This is a genomic window from Buttiauxella brennerae ATCC 51605, from assembly GCF_001654925.1.
In the GTDB taxonomy this organism is placed as follows: Bacteria; Pseudomonadota; Gammaproteobacteria; order Enterobacterales; family Enterobacteriaceae; genus Buttiauxella; species Buttiauxella brennerae.
This window is the reverse complement of record NZ_LXER01000029.1, coordinates 189,894-214,950: the sequence shown is the minus strand read 5'-3', so window position 1 is coordinate 214,950 and position 25,057 is coordinate 189,894. Positions and strand designations below refer to the sequence as shown.

The following is a 25,057-nucleotide window of genomic DNA, read 5'->3' as shown; positions in this document are numbered from 1 at the left end:
GTCACACCAGTTGTTTACGCTGGTTTGACGGTGGTATGGATAAAGACTCTCGGTACTTCGCAACAGTGCGGCGTGCAACCATGATCCCCTGAGCCGATAGCATAGTCGTTAACTTGCTATCACTCAGTGGTTTCGCAGGGTTTTCCGCCGCAATTAATTTCTTCACCAATGCCCGAATCGCCGTTGAAGAGGCTTCGCCTCCACCTTCGGTATTCACATGGCTTGAGAAGAAATACTTCAATTCAAAAATTCCGCGTGGGCTATGCAAATATTTTTGCGTCGTCACACGGGAAATGGTCGATTCATGCATCTCGACCACCTGAGCGATATCAGCCAGAACCATCGGTTTCATGTGTTCTTCGCCATGCTCAAAAAAGCCTTGTTGCTGCTCAACGATGCAACGGCTGACGCGCAGCAGCGTATCGTTGCGGCTTTCAAGACTCTTAATTAGCCACTTGGCCTCTTGCAGGTTACTGCGAATAAACTGTGAGTCGCTGTCATTGCGGGCATTTGTGCCCATTGCAGCGTACTGCTGGTTTATTTTAAGGCGTGGAATGCTGTCAGCATTCAGTTCTACCGTCCAGCGCCCCTGAGTTTTTTTCACCAGAATATCGGGAATAACATATTCGGGCTCGCTGGTTTGAATGGATTGCCCTGGACGTGGATCAAGAGACTGAATCAGGCACATTGCCTCTTTCAGCACTTCTTCTTTCAGGCGCGTGACGCGCATCAGGCTACGGAAATCATGGTTGGCCAGCAGATCCAGATGATCGCTGACGATCAGGCGTGCTTCTACCAGCCAGGGTGTTTCTCTGGCGTACTGAGAAAGTTGGATGAGCAAGCAATCGCGGAGATCGCGTGCGGCAACGCCAACAGGATCAAAACGCTGGACGCGTTTGAGTACCGCTTCCACTTCGTCGATCGTGATTTCGTCATCGCCCATGCTTTCCAGAATTTCTTCCAGCGAAACCGTGAGATAGCCCATCTCATCGACAGCATCGACAATAGATGTCGCAATGGCTGTATCGGTATCAGAGAACGGGGTGAGATCGACCTGCCACATCAGGTAATCCTGAAGTGACTGGGTTGTTTCCCCTTGATAAACCGGCAGCTCGTCATCACTACTGTAATCGGATCCCGTTCCTGATGGCGTGCCTGCGGTGTAGATCTCGTCCCAGCTGGTATCCAGCGGCAGCTCGTCAGGCATCTCTTTTTGTTCAAGCGCCTCACGAGTGTCTAAAGCTTCATTTTCACGAACTTCCTGAGTTTCAATTTCTTCATGCAGATCGGTTTGCTCAAGCAGTGGGTTACTTTCCAGTGCTTGCTGAAGTTCTTGCTGTAGCTCTAACGTCGACAGTTGTAACAGACGAATGGCCTGCTGCAACTGGGGAGTCATAGCAAGTTGTTGGCTAAGCCTTAATTGCAAACCTTGCTTCATATTCAGAGCGAACTTCCTCAGGTATATACTCGTCATACTTCGAGTTGCTGGAACGTGGGCAACTCGATTTACCCAGAGTATTAATAGTTATACTTCCTACCCTATCAGAGTCTGAACTCTTCGCCCAGATAGACGCGCTTAACATGCTCATCTTCCAGGATTTCCGCAGGCGTGCCATGGGCAATTAACTGGCCCTGGCTGACGATGTAAGCGCGTTCACACACGGCCAACGTTTCGCGTACGTTATGGTCGGTAATCAGCACACCAAGGCCGCTATCGCGCAAATGCTCGATAATTCGCTTGATGTCGATGACGGAGATTGGGTCAACACCTGCAAAAGGTTCGTCCAAAAGAATAAATTTCGGGTTTGCGGCCAATGCGCGGGCAATTTCGACACGACGGCGTTCACCACCAGACAGAGACTGCCCGAGGTTATTACGCAAATGTTCGATGTGAAACTCTTCCATCAGCTCATTGGCGCGATCTTCACGCTGCTCGGCGGAAAGATCGTCACGGATCTGCAAGACAGCCATCAGGTTGTCAAACACGCTTAAGCGGCGGAAGATAGACGCTTCCTGCGGCAAATAGCCAATACCACGACGGGCACGAGCATGAAGCGGCAGCAGGCTGATATCTTCATCATCAATAATGATGTTACCAGCGTCGCGCGGCACAATCCCTACAACCATGTAAAAGGTTGTGGTTTTACCCGCACCGTTAGGGCCAAGCAAACCCACAATTTCTCCGGACTTAACGGTCAGGCTGACATCTTCTACAACGCGGCGGCCTTTGTAGGCTTTGGCGAGGTTTTTTGCAATTAAAGTAGCCATAACGAATTAGTTACTCTTTTTCGGGGCAGGTGCCGGAGCCTGGCCGTCTTTTTTCTGCAATTGAGAAGGGACCAGAACGGTGGTGACTCGTTTACCTTTCTCGCTAAAGGCCTGCATTTTCTGCTCTTTAACCAGATAGGTAATTTTGTCGCCTTTGATGTTGCTGTCGACCTGCTCGAGATAAGCGTTGCCGGTCAGTACCACAAAGTCGTTTTGCAGCTCATAGTGCATGGTCGCTGCGTGTCCATTGACTGGCTTACCGCTATCTTGCATCTGATAGAAAGTGGCTGGGTTACCATAGCCATCAATCACTTCTTTGCCTTCCTCGCCGCCTGGACGGGTTACAACGACTTTATCGGCGTTAATTTTGATACTGCCTTGCGTCACGATAACGTTGCCGGTGAAAGTGACGATGTTGCCTTGCATATCCAGCGACTGTTGGTCAGATTCAATGTGAATCGGCTGGTCGGTATCACCCGTCAGCGCAAATGCCGAAAAACTGGCGGCTAAAAGCGTACTCGTCAGTACTAAATTAAGGCTGAGTTTGTTTATTCTGGATTTCATAGGATGTTCTAACCTTTTCAATCAGCTCGGCATTTTTGCTGCGTAAGTTTCCACGCATTTTGAGGCCGGTGGAGTTAAAGCTGGTTCCGTACAAGGTTACCTGGTCATCAGAGGCAACATCCTGAGTGACTAAATTAACCTGCGCATTGTCCGTGGTAATTTTGCGTAGCTGGGAATCTGGTGTCAGAGCAGTCAGCACCACATTCCCATACAAATACAGCATCCGATCGTTAGTCAGTTTGGCGCGATCTGCTCGTAATGACCAGGTCGCAACTTTGTTTTCGTCGTACTGTGTCATCACCGGATTGGTGAACCACGAAACGGCGGTATCGGAAAAATATTCAACGTGTTCCGCGACCAGCCGATAATTTAGAGCCCCTTCAGGACTGTAGGCGAGAGTCGTGGAATGTTCACTTTTATAGGTTGGCTCGTTGCTGTTTACCGTCACAGGTGCAACGGTGTCTTTATCGACCAGATTAAAGCCAATTAGCACCAACGCCAGCAATGAAAGCAGGATGATAACCCAACGTCTGGTCTTACTCATATAGATAGCCCTTTGGCCTCATCAAGCTTTCCTTGTGCCAATAGAAGGAGATCGCAGACTTCGCGCACTGCCCCACGGCCGCCAGCAATGCGGGTAACGTAGTCGGCACGGGGAATAAGCAGTGGATGAGCATCAGATACCGCCACGCTCAAACCGACTTTCGCCATTACAGGCCAGTCGATTAAATCATCACCGACATAGGCAACTTGCTCCGCCGGAATGTTGAGCTTACCCAGGAGATCGTGAAAAGCCAGAAGCTTGTCAGACTGCCCTTGATAGAGATGGGTAATGCCCAGCGTTTCACAGCGGTCTTCAAGCAGTTTTGCTTTGCGCCCAGTGATGATGGCGACTTCGATATCGGAAGTCAGCGCGCAGCGAATGCCATAACCGTCACGCACGTTGAATGCTTTCAGCTCTTCGCCGCTATTGCCCATATAAATCAGGCCATCAGACATCACACCGTCAACGTCTAAAATGAGCAGGCGCACGTTGGCTGCCCGCTCCATCACGTGCGTGCTTACCGGACCGTAGCAGGTGGCAAGTGACGCTTCATGGTTACTCATTAATGCTAATCCTTTGTTAAACCACGCCTGCGCGCAGCATGTCGTGCATATGTACCACACCGAGTAGTTGGTCGCCATCAGCAACCAGTACCGAGGTAATATGGCGAGACTGCATCAAGTTCAGTGCATCAACCGCCAGTAATGTTGGGCGAACACGAATTCCGCCAACGGTCATGACATCTGCAATATTCAGGGAGTGGAGGTCAACGCCCATATCAAAGACCCGACGCAAGTCACCATCGGTGAAGATCCCTTCGATTTTCATCAGGGAGTCACAGATTACGGTCATCCCCATATTTTTGCGCGTAATTTCCAGCAACGCGTCGCGCAAAGATGCATCTTTACTGACATGGGGGATCTCGTCACCGCTGTGCATAATGTCACTGACACGTAGTAACAGTTTACGTCCCAATGCACCGCCTGGGTGAGAAAGTGCAAAATCTTCTGCGGTAAAGCCGCGAGCTTTCAATAAGGCAACAGCCAGAGCGTCACCCATTACCAGTGTGGCCGTGGTGCTGGATGTTGGAGCCAGGCCTAGCGGGCACGCTTCCTGCGGGACTTTGACACACAAATGGACATCGGCCGCTTTGCCCATCGAGCTTTCCGGGCGGCTGGTGATGCAAATTAATGGCACCTGTAAGCGTTTGAGAACCGGGATCAGCGCCAAGATTTCGTTTGACTCGCCAGAGTTAGAGATAGCAATCACGATATCTTGTGCGCTAACCATGCCCAGGTCGCCGTGGCTTGCTTCACCAGGATGTACGAAAAACGACGGTGTGCCAGTACTGGCAAACGTTGCCGCCATTTTTTTACCGATATGGCCAGATTTACCCATGCCCATAACGACGACTTTGCCCTGGCAATAGAACATTTTTTCACAGGCCGCAGAGAAGTCTGTGTTGATGTATTGATCGAGCTGATCCAGGCCTTCACGTTCAATCTTCAGTACTTCTTTGCCTGCTTGCTGAAAGTCAAAACCCGGTTGCAAATCTATCTGTGACATAATTTCCGTTCCGTTTACCCTACGACCGGTGATGCAGAAAACCACAGCATCACAATCCATACGAAGAAACTACATGTTAACAGAGCGCCTGCCGTCTTGCCGATAGAGCGAGCCCTGCACCAGCAAAGTACCGCGAAAATGGCACTTACGACCAACATCACCCAATAATCCCGGGTAAAGGCGTAAGGGTCTATTTCACCCGGTGCAATTAACGCCGGGATACCCAGCACCAACACGATATTGAAAATATTCGAGCCAATGATATTACCTATCGCAATATCATCTTCGCCTTTACGGGCACCCGCGATCGTTGTGGCAAGTTCAGGCAGGCTCGTGCCGACAGAGATAATCGTCAGCCCAATCACAAGCTCGCTCACACCGAAGTAATGCGCGACCACACTGGCATTGTCGATAACCATACGCGTGGCCATCGGCATAATAATTAACGCAACGGCAAGCCATAAAAAGGCGACAGGTCGGCTCCCCTCACGAGGAAGTTCTGCCAGCTGCTCGCGGGTCAGGTTGTCGGCACCTTCATTGCCGGCGAGGCGCGCTATTTTAATCGTAAACAACAGATACGCTATAGCGACTGCAATCAGTATTACGCCATCAATGCGACTTAACTGATTATCGAAAAGAAGCCATCCGATAACGCCGCTTGCGACTAACATTAGGGGTAATTCACGCCGTAGAATATCGGAATTCACGGTAAAAGGGTGCAAAAGTGCCGCTAAGCCGAGAATCAGTAAGATATTGGTGATATTTGAACCTAACGCTGTGCCCACCGCTAAATCCAACTGACCATGCAGCGCAGCAGTGCTTGCGACGATAAGTTCAGGCAATGAGGTACCGATGCTGACGACGGTCAAACCAATAAGCAGCGGTGGGACCCCGAAACTGCGGCAAAGTATTGAAGCCGCAAACACCAGACGGTCGGCACCATAGACGACTAAAAGCAAACCGATAATTAACAGAGCTGTAGCTAACAGCATGCAAAATCCTTTATTCAGGTATAATCGCCGGTCTTGCGCTGTGAAAGTGCCGGCGGAGCATACAGTTCTGTAGGCTATGGTAGGAATTCTTAATTCTGACTTTATGTGGCAGAAAAGTAAAACAAATGCCAGTTTTTGCTACCTGGAGCAGGTACTATTCTGTAAAAATGTTGGGTTGGGGCGGTGTTCCCATTCAATACCTGGTCCGTGAAATTGATAAAAGGAAAGATGATGAGCCAGACGCAGACGAATCTGGTCGAAATTCGCGGTGTGACGTTTACCCGCGGCACTCGGCGCATCTTTGACAATATTTCGCTGAACGTGCCTCGTGGCAAAATTACCGCCATAATGGGTCCTTCAGGAATCGGTAAGACGACACTGCTGCGGCTGATTGGCGGTCAAATTCAGCCGGATAGTGGTGAAATCCTGTTTGACGGTGAAAACGTACCGGCAATGTCGCGTTCGCGTTTGTACAACGTTCGTAAACGCATGAGCATGTTATTTCAGTCCGGCGCGTTGTTTACCGATCTCAATGTTTTTGAGAACGTCGCTTACCCGCTTCGCGAGCATCGCCGTTTGCCGGAAGAGTTGCTGCATAGCACCGTCATGATGAAACTTGAGGCGGTGGGATTGCGTGGCGCGGCTAAACTGATGCCTAACGAACTGTCTGGTGGTATGGCCCGACGAGCAGCGCTTGCTCGCTCCATTGCACTCGAACCCGATCTCATTATGTTCGATGAGCCATTCGTTGGTCAGGACCCGATTACCATGGGTGTGCTGGTCAAATTGATTTCCGAATTAAACAGCGCTCTGGGCGTCACCTGTATCGTGGTTTCACACGACGTGCCTGAAGTGCTGAGCATTGCCGATTACGCCTATATTGTTGCAGATCAGCACATTGTGGCTGAAGGGACGCCTACAGGCTTGCGTGAAAATAGCGACCCACGAGTACGTCAGTTCCTCGATGGTATTGCCGATGGGCCTGTACCGTTCCGCTATCCGGCAACGGATTATCGGAATGACCTATTATCAAAAACAGGGAGTTAAGTGACTCATGCTCTTTAATGCACTGGCATCGTTCGGGCGGCGGGGACTGAAAACCTGCGCGTCATTCGGCCGGGCCGGGATAATGCTTTTTAATGCGCTGGTGGGGAAACCTGAGTTCCGCAAACACGCGCCACTGCTGATTCGTCAGTTGTATAACGTCGGCGTATTATCGCTGCTGATTATCGTGGTTTCCGGTTTGTTCATTGGCATGGTGCTTGGCCTGCAAGGCTACCTGGTGCTGACAACCTATAGTGCAGAATCAAGTCTGGGCATGTTGGTTGCTTTGTCATTGTTGCGGGAGTTGGGCCCTGTTGTGGCCGCGTTATTGTTCGCCGGGCGTGCAGGTTCTGCTCTGACCGCAGAAATTGGCTTAATGAAGGCGACAGAACAGCTTTCCAGCATGGAAATGATGGCGGTTGATCCTTTACGCCGCGTTGTGTCTCCTCGCTTTTGGGCTGGTGTCATTTCATTGCCATTGCTGACGCTTATTTTTGTTGCCGTGGGTATTTGGGGTGGCGCACTGGTCGGCGTGAACTGGAAGGGAATCGATGCCGGTTTCTTCTGGTCGGCGATGCAAGATGCCGTCAACTGGCGTACCGATCTGATTTACTGTGTTATCAAGAGCGTGGTGTTCGCGATAACAGTAACCTGGATTGCACTATTCAATGGCTATGATGCTATTCCTACGTCCGCAGGGATTAGCCGGGCAACAACAAGAACCGTTGTGCACGCTTCACTGGCCGTTTTGGGGTTGGATTTTGTGCTCACTGCACTGATGTTTGGGAATTAAGTTCATGCAAACTAAGAAATTTGAAACTGGGGTTGGGGCATTTCTGATTATCGCGCTGGCTGCCATTGTCTTTTTATGTCTGAAAGTGGCAAACGTCACTTCACTGCGCAGTGAGCCGACGTACCGGGTTTACGCGACGTTTGATAACATCGGTAGCCTGAAAAACGGTTCTCCATTGCGCCTTGGTGGCGTGGTGATTGGCCGTGTTGATGACATCACTCTTGATCCGAAAACATACTTACCTCGCGTGACTCTGGATATTGAACAACGCTATGACCATATCCCGGATACCAGTTCGCTTGCTATCCGCACTTCAGGTTTGCTGGGTGAGCAATACCTTGCGCTGAACCTCGGTTTTGATGACCCTGAACTCGGTTCATCTATCCTTAAAGAGGGCGGCACGATTCAGGACACGAAATCAGCCTTGGTGCTGGAAGACCTGATTGGCCAATTCTTGTATAAAAGCGGTAATTCCGATAATCAGAACTCAGGGGATTCCTCATCGCAGGATTCAGAGAAAAATAGTGCAGCGCCACAGCCCGGCACCACGCACTAATCTAAGAGGAAAAGTTTTATGTTTAAACGACTTATTATGATTGCCATGCTGGTTATCGCACCACTGGCGAATGCTGCGGATCAAAGTAACCCATACAAACTGATGGGCGAAGCGGCGCAAAAAACTTTTGATCGTCTGAAAACCGAACAACCTAAAATTCGTCAGAACCCAAACTATCTGCGTGACATTGTTGGTCAGGAACTGCTGCCATATGTGCAGGTGAAATATGCGGGTGCACTGGTTTTAGGTCGCTATTATAAAGACGCAACGCCTGCGCAGCGCGACGCCTACTTCAAAGCGTTTGAAGAGTACCTGAAACAAGCATATGGTCAGGCACTTGCCATGTATAACGGGCAATCCTACCAAATCGCACCTGAGCAGCCTTTGGGTGATGCCACTATTCTGGCGATTCGTGTGACTATCGTTGATCCAAACGGCCGTCCTCCAGTTCGTCTTGATTTCCAGTGGCGTAAAAATACCCAGACAGGCAACTGGCAGGCTTACGACATGATTGCAGAAGGTGTCAGCATGATTACCACTAAGCAAAATGAGTGGAGTGATATCCTGCGCACCAAAGGCATCGATGGTTTGACGGCTCAGCTGCAATCAATCTCTAAACTGCCTATTACTCTGGAAACGAAAAAGTAATGGCGGGCGAACTTAACTGGCAGCGTGAAGCAGCAACGCTGCATCTGGCGGGTGAGTTAGATAGCGATACGGTGGGGCCTTTATGGAACCAGCGTGAGCAAATCATGGCAGGTATTAAGGTTCTTAATCTTTCGGGATTATCGCGTGTTGATACTTCAGGTGTCGCGCTTTTGATTCATCTTGTGGCCTTTGTCAGACGCCAAAACGTTGAGATTGAACTGCAGGGCGCCAGCGATAATTTACAGACGCTAACCAAACTTTATAACCTGCCAGAAGACATCCTTCCTGCTTTTGCAGGCTAATGTTTTCATAGCGTTACTATCATTGCCCCTGATCTATTGAGATCAGGGGCTTTTTGCTTATTTAAGACAACGCCACTTTCCTCTAAGATGTGTGGCTTGTTTCCTTAACCGACGAATTATATCCCATGGAAAATCATGAAATTCAGACAGTGCTGATGAACGCACTGCCCCTCCAGGAAGTCCACGTCTCAGGCGATGGTAGCCATTTTCAGGTGATTGCGGTGGGTGAGTTATTCGCCGAGTTAAGTCGCGTGAAGAAGCAACAAACAGTTTATGCGCCATTGATGGAACTGATTGCTGATAACCGTATTCATGCGGTTTCCATCAAGACCTACACTCCGCAAGAGTGGGATCGCGATCGTAAACTTAATGGTTTTTGAGCAATTCGCCACGGCGGGTTGTAACGATTTGCATTTAATAGAGAGCAGTTGCAATGGATAAATTTCGAGTTCAGGGGCCAACCCGACTGAGTGGTGAAGTGACGATCTCCGGGGCGAAAAACGCCGCGCTGCCAATCCTCTTCGCCGCACTGTTGGCCGAAGAGCCAGTTGAGATTCAAAATGTTCCAAAACTGAAAGACATTGATACCACAATGAAGCTGTTAAGCCAGTTGGGTACTAAAGTCGAACGCAATGGTTCAGTGTGGATTGACGCCAGTGAAGTGAATATCTTCTGTGCGCCTTACGACCTGGTTAAAACCATGCGTGCTTCTATCTGGGCGCTTGGGCCGTTGGTCGCGCGTTTTGGTCAGGGTCAGGTTTCATTGCCTGGCGGTTGTGCAATCGGCGCACGTCCGGTTGATTTGCATATTACCGGCCTTGAGCAATTGGGTGCGGAAATTAAACTGGAAGAAGGCTACGTTAAAGCTTCCGTAAATGGTCGCCTGAAGGGCGCGCATATCGTGATGGATAAAGTGAGCGTAGGTGCCACTGTTACCATCATGAGTGCTGCAACCCTTGCTGAGGGGACGACCATCATTGAAAACGCTGCCCGTGAGCCGGAGATCGTTGATACAGCGAACTTCCTGAATACACTGGGTGCGAAAATCACCGGTGCAGGTACCGATCGCATCACCATTCAGGGCGTTGAACGCCTCGGTGGCGGTGTTTATCGCGTCGTGCCTGACCGTATTGAAACCGGGACGTTCCTGGTTGCTGCGGCCATTTCCGGTGGCAAAATTGTTTGCCGTAATGCTCAACCCGATACGCTGGATGCAGTGTTAGCGAAACTGCGTGAAGCAGGTGCCGATATTGAAGTGGGTGAAGATTGGGTGAGTCTGGATATGCACGGTAAGCGTCCGAAAGGCGTGACAATCCGTACTGCGCCGCACCCTGGTTTCCCAACAGATATGCAGGCTCAGTTTACCCTGTTGAACCTGGTGGCTGAAGGCACGGGTGTTATTACTGAAACCATCTTCGAAAACCGTTTCATGCATGTCCCTGAGTTAATTCGTATGGGCGCGCACGCGGAAATTGAGAGCAATACTGTTATTTGCCACGGCGTTGAGAAACTGTCCGGTGCGCAAGTGATGGCAACTGACCTGCGCGCTTCAGCAAGCCTCGTTCTGGCGGGCTGTATTGCAGAAGGTACAACAGTTGTTGACCGTATTTACCACATCGATCGTGGCTATGAGCGTATTGAAGATAAACTTCAGGCGCTGGGTGCGAAGATTGAACGTGTGAAAGGCAGCAGCGGCGAATAAATATCGCCATTAAAAATAAAAGAAACCGGGCATGCCCGGTTTTTTTATCGTTTACGCATCAAACCTGAACGGTCAATAAACTGGTTGGTTTGTGGATCGTAGTACCGCGATGGCCAAATCACCCAGGGCGAGGTATCCAGTGCCTGAGCGATAATTAACTCACCCTTCGGCCACGGACGCGACAACGCGTTTGCCAGTGTTGATGAACTCAGACCTGCTTTTCTTGATTCAGCTGCCAGTGATGTTCCACGTTTGCGTAGCCCTGCGATGATATCTGCCGGGTGCCAGTCAGATTGTTTACTTTCCATGTTTCTCCCTGTGCCGATACTTTTACTGGATTGCTCAACTGAATTTATAACATAGCAATGAGTCAAAAGATTCCAATTAAAACGTAAAAAACCAAATCTGTGTTAATCCACACAAAGTGAGTGAAAATCAATGAAAACAGATTGGTATAGGGAGTTGCTGAAGGCTTTGGTGAGATTGTAGAGAGATTTTATTGGAAACTTAGCGCGCCTTTAACAGACGCGCTGAAAAGATTAGCGATCGCGTTGAACTGACATGTGAGCCAGAGCAATTAACGCTTCTTTGTGTTCGCTTTCAGGCAAAATATCCAGTGCTGAAATTGCTTTATCCGCTTCTTGCTCTGCACGCAGTTGCGTCCATTCCAGGGAACCACATGCAGTCATTGCATCTAACACGGGTTGCAGCAAATGACGCCCGTTTCCTTGCTCAATAGCTTCGCGGATCATTTTTGCTTGCTCAGCATTTCCGTTACGCATGGCATGCAGCAGAGGGAGAGTTGGCTTGCCTTCGTTAAGGTCATCACCGACATTTTTACCCAAAGTTTGCCCATCAGCGCTGTAATCCAGCAGGTCGTCGATAAGCTGGAAAGCCGTTCCCAGGTAACGGCCATAATCCTGAAGTGCTTTTTCTTGTTCTTCCGTTGCGCCGGCTAAAATACCTGAACACTGGGCCGCCGCTTCGAATAAACGTGCTGTTTTGCTGTAAATCACCCGCATATAACTTTCTTCGGTGATATCAGGGTCATTGCAGTTCATCAGTTGCAGAACTTCGCCTTCAGCAATCACATTCACCGCTTCGGACATCACCTCAAGAACCTTGAGTGAGCCGAGCTGCGTCATCATCTGGAAGGCTCGGGTATAAATAAAATCACCCACTAAAACACTGGCTGCATTGCCAAATGCTGCGTTGGCCGTTGCTTTACCGCGACGCATATCTGATTCATCGACAACATCATCATGGAGCAATGTTGCGGTGTGAATGAACTCAATAAGGGCCGCAATATTGATATGCGCATTGCCCTGATAGCCGAGTGTCCGAGCTGCAAGAACAGCAATCATCGGGCGGATACGTTTACCACCGCCACTGACGATGTAATACCCTAACTGATTGATCAATTGGACATCTGAGTTCAGTTGCTCAAGGATGACCGCATTGACTCCCGCCATATCTTGCGCGGTTAACTCATTAATTTTTTCTAAATTCATCGCAAAAGTCTGGCTTAAAGTCCTGTTTACCACATGTCTTTACGGAATCACGTGAGGGTAGAGGAGTAATAATGTAGTACAGATTGTACTGAAAAAACGAGGCAGATAAACGGCTGGTGTGATGTTGCGTTTTTTTTCTACTCTGTTTAATGACAGGGCTTGTCAAAGGCTCTCGTTTTGCGTAATATTCGCGCCCTATTGTGAATATTTATAGCGCCACCTGAAACATACGTAGGGTGCGTGCGGAAAGCGGAGTTTTATATGTACGCGGTTTTCCAAAGTGGTGGTAAACAACACCGAGTAAGCGAAGGTCAAACCATTCGCCTGGAAAAGCTGGACATCGCAACTGGCGAAGCAGTTGAGTTCGCAGAAGTTCTGATGATCGCTAATGGTGAAGAAATCAAAATCGGCGTTCCTTTCGTCGATGGCGGCGTAGTCAAAGCTGAAATTGTTGCTCATGGTCGTGGCGAGAAAATTAAGATTGTTAAGTTTCGTCGTCGTAAACACTACCGTAAGCAGCAAGGTCATCGTCAGTGGTTCACTGATGTGAAAATCACCGGCATCAGCGCTTAATACAGGGGAGCATATTAAATGGCACATAAAAAGGCTGGCGGCTCTACTCGTAACGGTCGCGATTCCGAAGCTAAACGTCTGGGCGTAAAACGTTTCGGCGGAGAAGCAGTTCTGGCAGGCAGCATTATCGTTCGTCAACGTGGTACTAAATTCCACGCTGGCACCAACGTAGGTTGCGGCAAAGATCATACTCTGTTCGCTTTGACTGACGGTAAAGTTAAGTTCGAAGTTAAAGGTCCGAAAAACCGTAAGTTCATCAGCATCGTTGCTGAATAAGTTTTTCGCGTCCCGGTAACGGATAGAAGCCCCGCAACACGTTGCGGGGCTTTTTACATTCTGCGACCGGTAAATCAATGAAGTATTTTCTTCAGATTTCGGGTTGCAGGATTAGAGCATGAAACAGCAGGCAGGGATTGGCATTATCCTGGCGCTTACTACAGCAGTTTGCTGGGGAGCATTGCCAATTGCGATGAAACAGGTGCTGACGGTGATGGAACCGCCAACAGTCGTCTTTTATCGCTTCTTGATGGCAAGCCTGGGGCTCGGTAGCATTCTTGCTATACGTGGAAAATTGCCGCCTCTACGCCTGTTCCGTAAACCACGTTGGCTGGCACTACTTGCCATCGCAACGGGTGGTCTGTTCGGAAATTTTTTGCTTTTTAGTTCGTCGTTGCAGTACCTGAGCCCGACGGCATCTCAAGTTATTGGCCAGCTTTCCCCGGTGGGAATGATGGTGGCAAGCGTTGTTGTGCTGAAAGAAAAAATGCGCGGTACGCAGGTCATCGGGGCCACAATGCTTCTTTGCGGGTTGGTGATGTTCTTTAACACCAGCCTGATAGAAATTTTTACCCGCCTGACAGATTACACCCTTGGGGTGATTTTCGGTGTTATGGCGGCGACAGTGTGGGTCATCTATGGCGTGGCACAAAAGGTATTATTACGCCGCCTGGCCTCGCAACAGATCCTCCTTTTGCTGTACACTTTATGTACTGTTGCACTTTTTCCTCTGGCTCAGTTGGATAAAATTTTCCAACTCAGTAGTTGGCAACTGGCATGTTTAGTTTTCTGTGGCCTGAATACACTGGTTGGGTATGGGGCACTGGCAGAAGCCATGGCACGGTGGCAGGCGGCACAGGTTAGCGCAATTATTACGCTGACTCCGCTGTTTACTTTGCTATTTTCAGATTTATTAGCGTTAGCCTGGCCCGATTTCTTCGCTATGCCGTTACTTAACCTTGTGGGTTATATCGGCGCGTTCGTCGTGGTTGCAGGTGCAATGTATTCAGCCATTGGTCACCGTCTTTGGGGGCGTTGGCGCAAAACCGAAGCTGTTCTTCCAGTACAACGTTCGGGCGAATGATTTACGGAGAAGTGAAATGAAGTTTGTTGATGAAGCAACGATCCTGGTCGTAGCAGGTGATGGCGGTAACGGCTGCGTTAGCTTCCGTCGTGAAAAATATATTCCCAGAGGCGGCCCGGACGGTGGTGATGGCGGTGATGGCGGTGATGTGTGGCTGGAGGCGGATGAAAACCTCAACACCCTGATCGACTATCGCTTCGAGAAATCTTTCCGCGCTGAACGTGGTCAAAATGGCCAGAGCCGTGACTGTACCGGTAAACGTGGTAAAGACATTACTGTAAAAGTACCTGTAGGAACGCGTGTTATCGATCAGGGCACTGGCGAAACCATGGGTGATATGACCCTGCATGGTCAGCGTCTGATGGTTGCTAAGGGCGGTTGGCACGGTTTGGGTAACACCCGTTTCAAGTCATCTGTGAACCGTACACCGCGTCAGAAAACCATGGGTACGCCTGGCGAGAAGCGTGATATCCAACTTGAGCTGCTGCTGTTAGCTGACGTGGGTATGCTTGGTTTGCCGAATGCCGGTAAATCTACCTTCATTCGTTCTGTCTCTGCGGCAAAACCAAAAGTGGCGGATTATCCGTTTACTACGCTTATCCCAAGCCTTGGTGTTGTCCGTATGGATAACGAGAAAAGCTTTGTGGTTGCCGATATTCCAGGGCTTATCGAAGGCGCAGCTGATGGCGCAGGCCTCGGCATCCGCTTCCTGAAACACCTTGAGCGTTGCCGCGTGTTATTGCACCTCATCGATATCGCACCAATTGACGAATCAGATCCGGTTGAAAATGGCCGCGTCATTATTGGTGAGCTTGAAAAATACAGCGAGAAACTTGCTGAGAAGCCACGCTGGTTGGTCTTCAACAAATGCGATTTGATGAGCAAAGAAGATGCCGAAGCGCGTGCAAAAGAAATTGCGACCGCTATGGGCTGGGAAGAGAAATACTACCTGATTTCTGCCGTTAACCGCGAAGGCGTGAATGCGCTGTGCTGGGATGTAATGGACTTCATCATTGCTAACCCGAAAATCGCTGAGCTCCAGCCGATTGCACCGGAAAAAGTTGAGTTCATGTGGGATGACTATCATCAGCAGCAACTCGATGCCGTGGAAGCGGAAGAAGACGAAGACTGGGATGACGACTGGGATGAAGATGACGACGAAGGTGTCGAAATCATCTATCAGAAATAAAACGTTATCTTTGAAAGGGCCGGAAATTTTCCGGCCCTTTTTTTATTTGTGAATTACTGGTTTTGCGAAGGGATCCAACAGCTCGCCTGAAGACCTTTCTCTTCAGGACCATTGTCTAACGCTAGTTTCCCGTTATGAAGCTGAACAATACGCTGCACAATATTCAACCCGAGCCCGCTGCCGCCATAACGTTGATCCATACGCCGGAATGGATCAGTAATCGTCTGACGGTGCTGTTCACCAATGCCTGGCCCTTGATCAGAGACCATAAGCGTTGCACCTTTACCCTCAGCGGTTAATGAAACGGTAATGGTGCTGTGAGTAGGGCTGTAGCGGGATGCATTTTCCAGCAGGTTACGCAGCATCAGTCGCAGTAACACGGCATCACCCTGAACGATGTTTTCACTTTCTTTTGGCCAGATAATTTCCTGTTGGCGTAAAGCGACCATCTCTTCCATTTCCATTTTCAGTGGTGAAATGATGTCGCGCGACCAGTTCAGTGTGTCGTAATGGCCGCTCGCCAGCGCCTGCCCAGCACGTGAGAGCATCAGAAGCTGTTCAATGGTATGCATGAGTTGGTCAATGCGCTCCAGCAGCATAGGGGCTTGCTGAACGCCTGAGTTAACCATCAACTCAAGATGCAGTCGGATACCCGCAAGCGGAGTTCGTAATTCATGCGCAGCATCTGCGGTAAACAAGCGTTCCTGCTGAATCGTGTGGTCCAGCCGTGCGAGTAGCTGATTGAGCGATGTGGTAACGGCCGCCATCTCGTCCATATCAGAATACATAGGCAGAGGTGACAGATTATCAGCGGATCGATTAGCAAGGCTTGTGCGAAGCCGGTTTAGCGGACGGGTGATCCAGGTAATCGCCCAGAATGAGAAGAACAAGGTGAAACCAATCATCACCAGTGAAGGCACCAGTAACGAAGCAATGGCTTCACGAATTTCTTTTTCGACGTGCTGGTTACGCGCTTTGGCTGATAACGTTTCGCTCACCAGAAAACTGATTTGCTCACGGCTTTCATGCCACAGCCAGATAACACTAATTAATTGAAAAAATAGAAGAATAAGCGCAAGGAGGATCATCAGCCGCTGACGCATACTGTTCATGCACGACTCTCCAGTCGATAGCCAACACCACGAACGGTTTTGATTCTGTCTTTTCCTAACTTGCGACGCAGATTATGGATATGCACTTCAAGCGTATTTGAGCCCGGATCGTCCTGCCAGCTATAGATATCCTGCTGCAATGTTTCACGGTGCACGGTTTGCCCGATACGCATCATCAAGCGAGTCAGTAACGCGAACTCTTTCGGCGTGATTTCTACCGGCAGACCTTGTAACAACACTTGCTGAGTTTGCAGGTTGAGCGTCAGATCATCATGTTGCAGGAGGTTATCGCTTTGCCCCTGGTAGCGGCGGATTAGTGCTCGTGTCCGGGCTTGCAATTCGGCGAGCGCGAAGGGTTTGACCAGATAGTCATCTGCACCTGAATCCAGCCCATTCACACGGTCTTCGAGTGCATCGCGCGCCGTGAGTATCAACACGGGCGTGCTGATACTACGGCGACGCCATTGCTTTAGCAAAGTGGCACCGTCTTTATCGGGCAGGCCCAGATCAAGAATGACCATGCCGTATTCACCACTTTCGATCAGTGCATCCGCTTCGGCAGCGGTCGTGGCGCAATCAAGAGCATAACCTTCGCTGTTCATTGCCAGCACCAGGCCTTCCCGTAACAGTAAATCGTCTTCAACTATTAGCAGTTTCATAACTCAATTATTCTGGTAGATATCCTTATAGAGCCGGCTTTCAAAGCGCACTAATGGGATACGACGGTTACGTTGGTCGGCAGGCTCTACAGCGTAGCCTGACAAATATTGCACAAAGGCCATACGTTGGCCGCTGGCAGTCGTGATAAATCCAGCAAGGTTATACACCCCTTGCAGCGAACCTGTTTTGGCAGAAACTTTCCCGTCAACGCCTGCCTGATGCAGACCAGCACGATACTGTAACGAGCCGTCATAACCTGCCAACGGTAGCATTGAGATGAAGTTAAGCTCGGTGTCATTCTGGGCGATGTACTGCAAAACCTGCATCATGGTTGCAGGGGAAATCAGGTTGTGACGAGACAACCCTGAACCGTCGACCACAATACTGTTACCAAGATCTACACCTGCTTTCTGCCGCAAAATTTGGCGGACAGCATCAGCCCCGGAACGCCATGTTCCCGGCACGCCAAAACGGTTATGGCCGATGGTGCGAAAGACAGTATCGGCAATCATGTTGTCTGATTTCTTGAGCATGACCTTTAGCAAATCGTGCAGTGGAGCCGATTGCTTGCTGGCGATAACCGTTCCGGGTGTATTGGATTGCGTCTGGCGCAATAAGGTTCCGCTGTAGCTGATTCCCGCCTCTTTGAGCTCGGCTTTCAAAATCGCACCTGCGTAACTGGCTCCATCCTGTATTGCGAAGGCCAACGGAAGTGGATCGGCACGTTGTGTCATACAACCGGTTAGCGTAAAGCGATTCAAGTCTCCCGGGACGACATCCAGTTCGCAATATTGTGCGTCAGGAGAACCCTTAGCGAGCGTGCGAACCTGGCTGAACATCACCACAGGATAGTAAGAAGCGACGCGAATGAACGCTAAATCGTCAGGTTTAGGGGCGCTGTAAAGCGAAATAGAGAAACAGTTACGGTCAACAATAGCGGCAGCAGGTGGGGCGCTAAAACACTGCGTCATATCGTTCCACGGCCAGCCCGGCGCTTTGTCATGGCTGGCAAAAACAGAGGTGTCGACCAACACATTTCCCTGAATTTGCTGAACACCTGACTTCTTCAGAACCGCGACCATATTGCGAATATCCTGGCGTTTTAACGTTGGATCGCCACCAAATCGCGCAATAAGGTCACCTTGCAACACGCCATTACTGACTTGCGCATGGCTTTCAAGAGTGGTGTTAAACCTGAAGTCTGGGCCTAACTGGAGTAACGCCGCCAGAGCCGTAATCACTTTTTGGGTACTTGCGGGCAGCGCCATCTGTTGACTGTGATAGTCAATTAACGGGGCAGGTGCACCGATTTTTTGTACCATCAAAGCCAGATTCGCGCCCGCAGGCAACTGGGAGGTATAGTTTTCTACGTTGGCAGCCTGAACGGTAAACACCACAGCACTGGTCAATCCAATGACAAATCTAAAAAATCGCATAATCTCGCGGTAACAACCTGGAAACGTGTCGTCATACTACGGTGCATCGCAGTGCAAAGTAAACGATGACCCTCAGTGAACTCCAGGGTAAAATACAGGTCAATTTGGAAACCGTTACTGACCTGGTGCTTTGCTCTGGGTTGGTTTTATTTTGCTTAGTGCCAGGGGTTTGCTGAATTAACGTAAACCAGGCTCTGGATTCAGGAGTGCCGTTGGGCAGTTCTGAACAGGAAAGTTTTGAAGAGGTATAACAATGCAACCTATTCCGATGACCCTACGTGGCGCAGAAAGATTACGTGAAGAGCTGGATCAGCTGAAATCAGTGCGTCGCCCGCAAATTATTGCCGCGATTGCGGATGCTCGCGAGCACGGCGACTTAAAAGAAAACGCTGAATATCACGCTGCGCGTGAGCAACAGGGTTTTTGTGAAGGCCGTATCCAGGATATCGAAGCAAAGCTGTCTAATGCTCAGATTATTGATATCACCAAAATGCCAAATAATGGCCGTGTTATTTTTGGTGCAAGCGTGACGGTTTTGAATCTGGATACCGATGAAGAGCAGACTTACCGCATCGTTGGTGATGATGAAGCTGATTTTAAACAGAATCTTATTTCGGTGAACTCACCGATTGCTCGTGGCCTTGTCGGCAAAGAGCGTGATGATGTTGTTGTTATCCGCACGCCAGGTGGCGATGTGGAGTTCGAAATCATCAAAGTGGAATATTTATAATTTCTGCTACGCTTTTTTATAGCGTGGAGTATTGTAAAGAAAGGAAAAAGGCCGCATCGCGGCCTTTTATCAACTAACAGAGCGTGGCATTTTGCACACTCTCTGCTTATTTTGGCAGAGAGATTTTGCGCTCTTTAGACGCGCGATAGAGCACCAGCGTTTTACCGATAACCTGTACATTACAGGCGCCGGTTTCACGCACGATGGCATCCACGATCAAGGTTTTAGTTTCGCGATCTTCCGTTGCGATTTTCACCTTGATTAACTCATGATGTTCAAGCGCTTGTTCAATCTCGGCCAGTACCCCTTCGGTCAAACCGTTATTGCCAAGCATAACTACTGGCTTGAGCGGATGAGCAAGACCTTTCAGGTGCTGTTTTTGTTTAGTACTCAGATTCATCGTATTTTTTGCTTACGTTGGGATTGAAAACGGTTCATTCTACCGCCATATCTCCCGTATCGCCAATCGGCTGTGCTGATAACTCTTACAGCCTGCTATTCACGATGAACAAAGTTGGAATTTGAGATGACAGGTAAAAAGCGTTCTGCCAGCTCTAGTCGCTGGCTGCAGGAACACTTTAGCGATAAATATGTAATTCAGGCGCAGAAAAAAGGGTTACGTTCCCGTGCCTGGTTTAAACTTGATGAAATACAGCAAAGTGACAAACTTTTTAAGCCAGGAATGACTATTGTTGATCTTGGCGCTGCTCCCGGAGGCTGGTCACAGTATGTGGTGACTCAAATCGGGAATCAGGGGCGAATCATTGCTTGCGATCTTTTACCAATGGATCCTATCGTTGGTGTTGATTTCCTTCAGGGTGACTTTCGTGATGAATTAGTCGTGAAAGCTCTGTTGGATCGTGTTGGTGACAGTAAAGTTCAGGTTGTCATGTCAGATATGGCTCCAAATATGAGCGGGACACCGGCAGTTGATATTCCTCGGTCTATGTATTTAGTAGAGCTGGCACTGGAAATGTGTCGTGATGTTCTTGCACCGGGTGGTAGTTTTTTAGTGAAAGTGTTTCAGGGCGAAGGTTTCGATGAGTACCTGCGGGAAATTCGCTCCCTGTTTACGACAGTTAAAGTTCGTAAACCGGACTCTTCTCGTGCCCGCTCACGTGAAGTGTACATTGTAGCGACTGGGCGAAAAGTATAGTCCCCTGGCGCTGTTTGTTAACACAGTTGTAATATGAGGTTAATCCCTTGAGTGACATGGCGAAAAACCTAATACTCTGGCTGGTCATCGCGGTTGTGCTGATGTCTGTGTTCCAGAGCTTTGGGCCCAGCGAGTCAAACGGCCGTAGGGTGGATTACTCCACTTTCCTGTCTGAAGTAAATCAAGACCAGGTTCGCGAAGCGAGTATCAATGGACGTGAAATCAAAGTTACCAAGAAAGATAGTAACCGATACACGACTTACATCCCCGTTAACGATCCTAAGCTGCTTGATAACCTGCTGACCAAAAATGTGAAAGTAGTAGGCGAACCGCCTGAAGAGCCAAGCTTGCTGGCTTCTATTTTCATCTCCTGGTTCCCAATGCTATTGCTGATAGGGGTCTGGATCTTCTTTATGCGTCAAATGCAGGGCGGCGGTGGCAAAGGTGCCATGTCGTTCGGTAAGAGCAAGGCGCGTATGCTCACCGAAGACCAAATTAAGACCACTTTTGCTGACGTTGCTGGTTGTGACGAAGCAAAAGAAGAGGTTGCTGAGCTGGTTGAGTACCTTCGCGAGCCAAGCCGTTTCCAGAAACTGGGCGGTAAAATCCCGAAAGGCGTGCTGATGGTTGGCCCTCCGGGTACCGGTAAAACCTTGCTGGCAAAAGCCATTGCAGGCGAAGCGAAAGTACCATTCTTTACCATTTCCGGTTCTGACTTCGTTGAAATGTTCGTGGGCGTGGGTGCATCTCGTGTTCGTGACATGTTTGAACAAGCTAAGAAAGCGGCACCATGCATCATCTTCATCGATGAAATCGACGCCGTAGGCCGTCAGCGTGGCGCGGGTCTTGGTGGTGGTCACGATGAGCGTGAACAGACACTGAACCAGATGCTGGTTGAAATGGATGGTTTCGAAGGTAACGAAGGTATCATCGTTATCGCTGCAACTAACCGTCCAGACGTACTTGACCCAGCGTTACTGCGTCCAGGCCGTTTTGACCGTCAGGTTGTTGTTGGTCTGCCAGATGTGCGTGGCCGTGAGCAAATCCTGAAAGTGCATAGCCGTAGGGTGCCGCTGGCTCCAGATATCGACGCAGCAATCATTGCTCGTGGTACTCCAGGCTTCTCCGGTGCGGATCTTGCGAACCTGGTCAACGAAGCTGCTCTGTTTGCTGCCCGTGGCAACAAGCGTGTGGTTTCAATGGTTGAGTTCGAAAAAGCGAAAGACAAAATCATGATGGGTGCGGAACGTCGCTCCATGGTGATGACGGAAGCGCAAAAAGAATCTACTGCCTATCACGAAGCAGGGCATGCGATTATCGGTCGTCTGGTTCCAGAACACGATCCTGTGCATAAAGTAACGATCATTCCGCGCGGTCGTGCGTTGGGTGTGACGTTCTTCTTGCCGGAAGGTGATGCAATCAGTGCCAGCCGTCAGAAACTGGAAAGCCAGATTTCTACGCTGTACGGCGGTCGTCTTGCTGAAGAGATTATTTACGGTGCGGAACATGTTTCTACCGGTGCGTCTAACGACATCAAAGTAGCAACATCTATCGCTCGTAACATGGTCACCCAATGGGGCTTCTCTGAGAAACTCGGTCCGTTGCTGTATGCGGAAGAGGAAGGTGAAGTGTTCCTGGGCCGCTCCGTGGCTAAAGCGAAACATATGTCCGATGAAACTGCACGTATCATCGATCAGGAAGTGAAGCTGTTGATTGAGCGTAACTACGCTCGTGCTCGTCAGCTCCTGAATGAAAATATGGATATTCTTCACACCATGAAAGACGCACTGATGAAGTATGAAACCATCGATGCGCCACAGATTGATGACCTGATGAACCGTCGCGAGGTGCGTCCGCCAGCAGGTTGGGAAGAATCCAACAGCAGCAACAATTCAGACAATAATGGAACGACTCCACGTGCTCCGCGTCCGGTCGATGAACCGCGTACGCCGAATCCGGGTGACTCCACCATGTCTGAGCAGTTGGGCGACAAATAAGTCGTTTCTGCCGGATGTTAATGCAGTAGTCTATAAAACCCTGGGCTTGTCCCAGGGTTTTTGTTTTTTGTCTTAACCAAAGTCTATGCAGGGAATTTTGATGAAACTCACCGCCCAGGGCACTACGCTCGATCTTTCTCATCCTCATATCATGGGTATTTTGAACGTCACGCCAGACTCATTTTCTGACGGCGGGCAGCACAACTCATTAGTTGAAGCCGTAAAACACGCGAATGCGATGATTAACGCTGGCGCGACGATTATTGATATCGGTGGTGAGTCGACACGCCCTGGGGCGGCTGAAGTGAGCGTTGAGGAAGAGTTGTCGCGTGTGATCCCTGTTGTGGAAGCGATTGCTCAGCGCTTTGAAGTCTGGATATCAGTTGATACATCGAAACCTGAAGTGATTCGTGAAGCTGCCCGTGTTGGCGCACATATCATCAATGATATTCGCTCATTACAGGAACCCGGCGCACTGGAAGCGGCGGCAGAAACGGGTTTACCCGTCTGCATTATGCACATGCAGGGTGAGCCCAAAAATATGCAACAGGCACCGCATTACGACGATGTTTTTGCTGATGTGAATCGCTTCTTTATCGACCAAATAGCTCGTTGTGAAGCAGCAGGTATCTCAAAAGAAAAATTGTTGCTCGACCCGGGCTTCGGTTTCGGTAAAAATCTGACCCATAATTACCAACTTTTGGCCCGACTTTCAGAATTCCATCACTTTGGCTTACCGCTATTGGTGGGGATGTCGCGTAAATCAATGGTTGGCCAACTGCTAAACGTCGGGCCGGATCAACGCCTGAGCGGCAGTCTTGCATGTGCAGTTATTTCTGCAATGCAGGGGGCTAATATCATTCGAGTTCATGACGTGAAAGAATCAGTCGAAGCGATGCGCGTGGTGGAAGCCACACTTTCAGCGAAGGAAAAAAAACGCTATGAGTAACCGTAAATATTTTGGCACAGATGGCATCCGCGGTCGTGTTGGCGATTCCCCTATTACTCCTGACTTTGTGCTTAAGCTCGGTTGGGCTGCGGGCAAAGTTTTAGCGCGCCATGGCTCGCGTAAAATTATTATAGGCAAAGATACCCGTATCTCTGGTTATATGCTTGAGTCCGCTCTCGAAGCGGGCCTGGCTGCAGCGGGGCTGTCTGCTTCATTCACCGGCCCGATGCCAACGCCTGCCGTTGCATATCTGACCCGTGCATTCCGCGCCGAAGCAGGGATCGTTATCTCCGCATCGCACAACCCGTTCTATGATAACGGGATTAAATTCTTCTCTATCGATGGCACAAAACTGCCAGATGATGTTGAAGAAGCTATTGAAGCGGAAATGGAAAAAGAGATCACATGTGTCGATTCTGCGGAACTGGGTAAAGCCAGCCGTATTGTTGATGCGGCCGGTCGTTATATCGAATTCTGCAAAGGCACATTCCCGAATGAATTAAGCCTCAGCAGCCTTAAAATTGTTGTCGATTGCGCTAATGGTGCAACTTACCACATTGCGCCAAATGTGCTGCGTGAGCTGGGTGCAACGGTCATTACCGTAGGGTGTGAGCCTAACGGCGTTAACATCAACGAAAAATGTGGTGCCACTGACGTGCGTATGCTGCAAGAGCGTGTGCTGGCTGAGAAAGCTGACATTGGTATTGCACTGGATGGTGATGGCGACCGTGTCATCATGGTGGACAATCTGGGCCATAAAGTTGATGGCGACCAGATCCTCTACATCATTGCTCGTGAAGGACTCCGTCAGGGCCAGTTGCGCGGTGGTGCAGTCGGTACACTGATGAGCAACATGGGGCTGGAGCTGGCATTGAAACAGCTCGGTATTCCGTTTGCGCGTGCAAAAGTGGGCGACCGCTATGTGCTGGAAAAACTTCAGGAGAAAGGCTGGAGAATTGGCGCTGAAAACTCCGGCCATGTGATTCTGTTGGATAAGACCACCACTGGTGACGGTATCGTGGCAGGTTTGCAAGTACTTACCGCTATGGTCCGTAACCATATGAGCCTGCATGATTTGTGCAGTGGAATGAAATTATTCCCGCAAATTCTGGTTAACGTGCGCTTTACCGCAGGCAGTGGCGATCCACTTGAACACGATTCAGTGAAAAAAGTGACCGCAGAAGTGGAAGAAGCATTGGGTAACCGTGGCCGTGTGCTATTGCGTAAATCCGGTACTGAACCACTCATTCGTGTGATGGTGGAAGGCGAAGACGAAGCGCTGGTTATCGAATATGCCAACCGCATTGCCGATGCGGTAAAAGCCGTTTAATTAGCAATCTTATTTTTTGTGTAAAAAGGCGGCGTTTGTCGCCTCTTTTATAAACAAATCTAAATGTATTGCTGT

General features: G+C 49.6%; 29 protein-coding genes. 16 read left to right on the top strand and 13 right to left on the bottom strand.

Annotated features, from left to right (window positions below; genetic code table 11):
* Nucleotide 1: 1 nt before the first annotated feature.
* The 7 genes from rpoN to M975_RS16555 form a co-directional block, all read right to left on the bottom strand.
* Complete coding sequence (gene rpoN / locus M975_RS16585; RefSeq protein WP_064561010.1) at nucleotides 2–1,438, bottom strand: RNA polymerase factor sigma-54; 1,437 nt, start codon at nucleotides 1,436–1,438, stop codon at nucleotides 2–4.
* A 104-nt stretch (nucleotides 1,439–1,542) separates the two neighbouring features.
* On the bottom strand, nucleotides 1,543–2,268 hold the full coding sequence (gene lptB / locus M975_RS16580; RefSeq protein ID WP_064561009.1) for an LPS export ABC transporter ATP-binding protein: 726 nt from the start codon (nucleotides 2,266–2,268) through the stop codon (nucleotides 1,543–1,545).
* 6 nt (nucleotides 2,269–2,274) lie between these two features.
* Nucleotides 2,275–2,832 (bottom strand): lipopolysaccharide ABC transporter substrate-binding protein LptA, encoded by a 558-nt coding sequence (gene lptA, locus M975_RS16575; protein ID WP_064561008.1) that lies wholly within the window; start codon nucleotides 2,830–2,832, stop codon nucleotides 2,275–2,277.
* Entirely contained in the window at nucleotides 2,801–3,376 is a 576-nt protein-coding gene (gene lptC, locus M975_RS16570; protein ID WP_064561007.1) for an LPS export ABC transporter periplasmic protein LptC, read from the bottom strand. The genes lptA and lptC overlap by 32 nt, the downstream gene beginning before the upstream one ends.
* Entirely contained in the window at nucleotides 3,373–3,939 is a 567-nt protein-coding gene (kdsC, locus tag M975_RS16565) for a 3-deoxy-manno-octulosonate-8-phosphatase KdsC (RefSeq protein WP_064561006.1), read from the bottom strand. The genes lptC and kdsC overlap by 4 nt, the downstream gene beginning before the upstream one ends.
* A gap of 16 nt (nucleotides 3,940–3,955) precedes the next feature.
* Nucleotides 3,956–4,942, bottom strand: a complete 987-nt coding sequence (kdsD, locus tag M975_RS16560) for an arabinose-5-phosphate isomerase KdsD (protein WP_064561005.1) — start codon at nucleotides 4,940–4,942, stop codon at nucleotides 3,956–3,958.
* 14 nt (nucleotides 4,943–4,956) lie between these two features.
* Complete coding sequence (locus M975_RS16555) at nucleotides 4,957–5,934, bottom strand: calcium/sodium antiporter (protein ID WP_064561004.1); 978 nt, start codon at nucleotides 5,932–5,934, stop codon at nucleotides 4,957–4,959.
* Between the two features lie 231 nt (nucleotides 5,935–6,165).
* On the opposite strand from M975_RS16555, the gene mlaF reads away from it, so the two are divergent.
* The 7 genes from mlaF to murA all read left to right on the top strand — a co-directional run bounded on the left by mlaF (nucleotide 6,166) and on the right by murA (nucleotide 10,979).
* Nucleotides 6,166–6,981, top strand: coding sequence for a phospholipid ABC transporter ATP-binding protein MlaF (gene mlaF, locus M975_RS16550; protein ID WP_064561003.1), 816 nt, complete (start codon nucleotides 6,166–6,168; stop codon nucleotides 6,979–6,981).
* 7 nt (nucleotides 6,982–6,988) lie between these two features.
* Nucleotides 6,989–7,771 carry a lipid asymmetry maintenance ABC transporter permease subunit MlaE gene (mlaE, locus tag M975_RS16545; RefSeq protein WP_064561002.1) on the top strand — a complete coding sequence of 261 codons (783 nt, stop codon included), beginning with the start codon at nucleotides 6,989–6,991 and terminating at the stop codon, nucleotides 7,769–7,771.
* A gap of 4 nt (nucleotides 7,772–7,775) precedes the next feature.
* The gene (gene mlaD, locus M975_RS16540) at nucleotides 7,776–8,327 is read left to right on the top strand and encodes an outer membrane lipid asymmetry maintenance protein MlaD (RefSeq protein ID WP_064561001.1); all 552 of its coding nucleotides are present in this window, start codon (nucleotides 7,776–7,778) and stop codon (nucleotides 8,325–8,327) included.
* Between the two features lie 18 nt (nucleotides 8,328–8,345).
* Nucleotides 8,346–8,975, top strand: a complete 630-nt coding sequence (gene mlaC, locus M975_RS16535; protein ID WP_064561000.1) for a phospholipid-binding protein MlaC — start codon at nucleotides 8,346–8,348, stop codon at nucleotides 8,973–8,975.
* Nucleotides 8,975–9,277 carry a lipid asymmetry maintenance protein MlaB gene (gene mlaB, locus M975_RS16530; protein ID WP_064560999.1) on the top strand — a complete coding sequence of 101 codons (303 nt, stop codon included), beginning with the start codon at nucleotides 8,975–8,977 and terminating at the stop codon, nucleotides 9,275–9,277. Before mlaC ends, mlaB begins: the two co-directional genes overlap by 1 nt.
* Before the next feature lie 125 nt (nucleotides 9,278–9,402).
* The gene (gene ibaG / locus M975_RS16525) at nucleotides 9,403–9,657 is read left to right on the top strand and encodes a BolA family iron metabolism protein IbaG (RefSeq protein ID WP_034459734.1); all 255 of its coding nucleotides are present in this window, start codon (nucleotides 9,403–9,405) and stop codon (nucleotides 9,655–9,657) included.
* A gap of 53 nt (nucleotides 9,658–9,710) precedes the next feature.
* A complete protein-coding gene (gene murA, locus M975_RS16520) occupies nucleotides 9,711–10,979 on the top strand; it encodes a UDP-N-acetylglucosamine 1-carboxyvinyltransferase (protein ID WP_064560998.1) in 1,269 nt (422 codons plus the stop codon).
* A gap of 44 nt (nucleotides 10,980–11,023) precedes the next feature.
* Here murA and sfsB read toward each other — a convergent pair whose 3' ends face one another.
* Together sfsB and ispB are read right to left on the bottom strand one after the other, a co-directional pair.
* Nucleotides 11,024–11,287, bottom strand: coding sequence for a DNA-binding transcriptional regulator SfsB (sfsB, locus tag M975_RS16515; RefSeq protein ID WP_064560997.1), 264 nt, complete (start codon nucleotides 11,285–11,287; stop codon nucleotides 11,024–11,026).
* A 231-nt stretch (nucleotides 11,288–11,518) separates the two neighbouring features.
* On the bottom strand, nucleotides 11,519–12,490 hold the full coding sequence (gene ispB / locus M975_RS16510; protein ID WP_064560996.1) for an octaprenyl diphosphate synthase: 972 nt from the start codon (nucleotides 12,488–12,490) through the stop codon (nucleotides 11,519–11,521).
* Nucleotides 12,491–12,751: 261 nt separating this feature from the next.
* Between ispB and rplU the strand changes: the two genes are divergently transcribed.
* The 4 genes from rplU to cgtA all read left to right on the top strand — a co-directional run bounded on the left by rplU (nucleotide 12,752) and on the right by cgtA (nucleotide 15,612).
* Entirely contained in the window at nucleotides 12,752–13,063 is a 312-nt protein-coding gene (gene rplU, locus M975_RS16505; RefSeq protein WP_034498836.1) for a 50S ribosomal protein L21, read from the top strand.
* Nucleotides 13,064–13,081: 18 nt separating this feature from the next.
* Nucleotides 13,082–13,339, top strand: a complete 258-nt coding sequence (rpmA, locus tag M975_RS16500; protein WP_024549632.1) for a 50S ribosomal protein L27 — start codon at nucleotides 13,082–13,084, stop codon at nucleotides 13,337–13,339.
* Nucleotides 13,340–13,457: 118 nt separating this feature from the next.
* A complete protein-coding gene (locus M975_RS16495) occupies nucleotides 13,458–14,423 on the top strand; it encodes a DMT family transporter (RefSeq protein WP_064560995.1) in 966 nt (321 codons plus the stop codon).
* A 16-nt stretch (nucleotides 14,424–14,439) separates the two neighbouring features.
* Complete coding sequence (gene cgtA, locus M975_RS16490) at nucleotides 14,440–15,612, top strand: Obg family GTPase CgtA (protein ID WP_064560994.1); 1,173 nt, start codon at nucleotides 14,440–14,442, stop codon at nucleotides 15,610–15,612.
* Between the two features lie 53 nt (nucleotides 15,613–15,665).
* Here the strand turns inward: cgtA and pmrB are convergent, their stop codons facing one another.
* From pmrB to dacB, 3 genes are read right to left on the bottom strand one after another with little or no spacing between them, the layout of a single operon-like run.
* On the bottom strand, nucleotides 15,666–16,724 hold the full coding sequence (gene pmrB, locus M975_RS16485; RefSeq protein WP_064560993.1) for a two-component system sensor histidine kinase PmrB: 1,059 nt from the start codon (nucleotides 16,722–16,724) through the stop codon (nucleotides 15,666–15,668).
* Entirely contained in the window at nucleotides 16,721–17,383 is a 663-nt protein-coding gene (gene pmrA / locus M975_RS16480) for a two-component system response regulator PmrA (RefSeq protein ID WP_064560992.1), read from the bottom strand. The genes pmrB and pmrA overlap by 4 nt, the downstream gene beginning before the upstream one ends.
* A 3-nt stretch (nucleotides 17,384–17,386) precedes the next feature.
* Nucleotides 17,387–18,820, bottom strand: a complete 1,434-nt coding sequence (dacB, locus tag M975_RS16475; RefSeq protein ID WP_064560991.1) for a serine-type D-Ala-D-Ala carboxypeptidase — start codon at nucleotides 18,818–18,820, stop codon at nucleotides 17,387–17,389.
* A gap of 253 nt (nucleotides 18,821–19,073) precedes the next feature.
* On the opposite strand from dacB, the gene greA reads away from it, so the two are divergent.
* The gene (gene greA / locus M975_RS16470) at nucleotides 19,074–19,550 is read left to right on the top strand and encodes a transcription elongation factor GreA (protein ID WP_064560990.1); all 477 of its coding nucleotides are present in this window, start codon (nucleotides 19,074–19,076) and stop codon (nucleotides 19,548–19,550) included.
* Nucleotides 19,551–19,656: 106 nt separating this feature from the next.
* Here greA and yhbY read toward each other — a convergent pair whose 3' ends face one another.
* Nucleotides 19,657–19,950: a ribosome assembly RNA-binding protein YhbY gene (gene yhbY, locus M975_RS16465; RefSeq protein ID WP_064514066.1), complete on the bottom strand. Its 294-nt coding sequence runs from the start codon at nucleotides 19,948–19,950 to the stop codon at nucleotides 19,657–19,659.
* A 126-nt stretch (nucleotides 19,951–20,076) separates the two neighbouring features.
* On the opposite strand from yhbY, the gene rlmE reads away from it, so the two are divergent.
* The 4 genes from rlmE (at nucleotide 20,077) to glmM (ending at nucleotide 24,982) form a co-directional block, all read left to right on the top strand.
* Nucleotides 20,077–20,706, top strand: a complete 630-nt coding sequence (gene rlmE / locus M975_RS16460) for a 23S rRNA (uridine(2552)-2'-O)-methyltransferase RlmE (RefSeq protein WP_064514064.1) — start codon at nucleotides 20,077–20,079, stop codon at nucleotides 20,704–20,706.
* A 56-nt stretch (nucleotides 20,707–20,762) separates the two neighbouring features.
* Complete coding sequence (gene ftsH / locus M975_RS16455) at nucleotides 20,763–22,703, top strand: ATP-dependent zinc metalloprotease FtsH (RefSeq protein ID WP_064560989.1); 1,941 nt, start codon at nucleotides 20,763–20,765, stop codon at nucleotides 22,701–22,703.
* A gap of 100 nt (nucleotides 22,704–22,803) precedes the next feature.
* A complete protein-coding gene (gene folP, locus M975_RS16450) occupies nucleotides 22,804–23,652 on the top strand; it encodes a dihydropteroate synthase (RefSeq protein WP_064560988.1) in 849 nt (282 codons plus the stop codon).
* Nucleotides 23,645–24,982 carry a phosphoglucosamine mutase gene (glmM, locus tag M975_RS16445; protein WP_064560987.1) on the top strand — a complete coding sequence of 446 codons (1,338 nt, stop codon included), beginning with the start codon at nucleotides 23,645–23,647 and terminating at the stop codon, nucleotides 24,980–24,982. Before folP ends, glmM begins: the two co-directional genes overlap by 8 nt.
* Nucleotides 24,983–25,057: the final 75 nt, after the last annotated feature.

Coding starts and splice junctions, on each gene's coding strand:
- rpoN (WP_064561010.1), bottom strand. CDS start 1,438: ATGAAGCAAGGTTTGCAATTAAGGCTTAGCCAACAACTTGCTATGACT.
- ispB (WP_064560996.1), bottom strand. CDS start 12,490: ATGAATTTAGAAAAAATTAATGAGTTAACCGCGCAAGATATGGCGGGA.
- kdsD (WP_064561005.1), bottom strand. CDS start 4,942: ATGTCACAGATAGATTTGCAACCGGGTTTTGACTTTCAGCAAGCAGGC.
- mlaF (WP_064561003.1), top strand. CDS start 6,166: ATGAGCCAGACGCAGACGAATCTGGTCGAAATTCGCGGTGTGACGTTT.
- yhbY (WP_064514066.1), bottom strand. CDS start 19,950: ATGAATCTGAGTACTAAACAAAAACAGCACCTGAAAGGTCTTGCTCAT.
- lptA (WP_064561008.1), bottom strand. CDS start 2,832: ATGAAATCCAGAATAAACAAACTCAGCCTTAATTTAGTACTGACGAGT.
- greA (WP_064560990.1), top strand. CDS start 19,074: ATGCAACCTATTCCGATGACCCTACGTGGCGCAGAAAGATTACGTGAA.
- pmrB (WP_064560993.1), bottom strand. CDS start 16,724: ATGAACAGTATGCGTCAGCGGCTGATGATCCTCCTTGCGCTTATTCTT.
- M975_RS16495 (WP_064560995.1), top strand. CDS start 13,458: ATGAAACAGCAGGCAGGGATTGGCATTATCCTGGCGCTTACTACAGCA.
- mlaE (WP_064561002.1), top strand. CDS start 6,989: ATGCTCTTTAATGCACTGGCATCGTTCGGGCGGCGGGGACTGAAAACC.
- mlaC (WP_064561000.1), top strand. CDS start 8,346: ATGTTTAAACGACTTATTATGATTGCCATGCTGGTTATCGCACCACTG.
- mlaB (WP_064560999.1), top strand. CDS start 8,975: ATGGCGGGCGAACTTAACTGGCAGCGTGAAGCAGCAACGCTGCATCTG.
- rpmA (WP_024549632.1), top strand. CDS start 13,082: ATGGCACATAAAAAGGCTGGCGGCTCTACTCGTAACGGTCGCGATTCC.
- sfsB (WP_064560997.1), bottom strand. CDS start 11,287: ATGGAAAGTAAACAATCTGACTGGCACCCGGCAGATATCATCGCAGGG.
- cgtA (WP_064560994.1), top strand. CDS start 14,440: ATGAAGTTTGTTGATGAAGCAACGATCCTGGTCGTAGCAGGTGATGGC.
- ftsH (WP_064560989.1), top strand. CDS start 20,763: ATGGCGAAAAACCTAATACTCTGGCTGGTCATCGCGGTTGTGCTGATG.
- ibaG (WP_034459734.1), top strand. CDS start 9,403: ATGGAAAATCATGAAATTCAGACAGTGCTGATGAACGCACTGCCCCTC.
- pmrA (WP_064560992.1), bottom strand. CDS start 17,383: ATGAAACTGCTAATAGTTGAAGACGATTTACTGTTACGGGAAGGCCTG.
- lptC (WP_064561007.1), bottom strand. CDS start 3,376: ATGAGTAAGACCAGACGTTGGGTTATCATCCTGCTTTCATTGCTGGCG.
- folP (WP_064560988.1), top strand. CDS start 22,804: ATGAAACTCACCGCCCAGGGCACTACGCTCGATCTTTCTCATCCTCAT.
- glmM (WP_064560987.1), top strand. CDS start 23,645: ATGAGTAACCGTAAATATTTTGGCACAGATGGCATCCGCGGTCGTGTT.
- lptB (WP_064561009.1), bottom strand. CDS start 2,268: ATGGCTACTTTAATTGCAAAAAACCTCGCCAAAGCCTACAAAGGCCGC.
- kdsC (WP_064561006.1), bottom strand. CDS start 3,939: ATGAGTAACCATGAAGCGTCACTTGCCACCTGCTACGGTCCGGTAAGC.
- M975_RS16555 (WP_064561004.1), bottom strand. CDS start 5,934: ATGCTGTTAGCTACAGCTCTGTTAATTATCGGTTTGCTTTTAGTCGTC.
- mlaD (WP_064561001.1), top strand. CDS start 7,776: ATGCAAACTAAGAAATTTGAAACTGGGGTTGGGGCATTTCTGATTATC.
- murA (WP_064560998.1), top strand. CDS start 9,711: ATGGATAAATTTCGAGTTCAGGGGCCAACCCGACTGAGTGGTGAAGTG.
- dacB (WP_064560991.1), bottom strand. CDS start 18,820: ATGCGATTTTTTAGATTTGTCATTGGATTGACCAGTGCTGTGGTGTTT.
- rplU (WP_034498836.1), top strand. CDS start 12,752: ATGTACGCGGTTTTCCAAAGTGGTGGTAAACAACACCGAGTAAGCGAA.
- rlmE (WP_064514064.1), top strand. CDS start 20,077: ATGACAGGTAAAAAGCGTTCTGCCAGCTCTAGTCGCTGGCTGCAGGAA.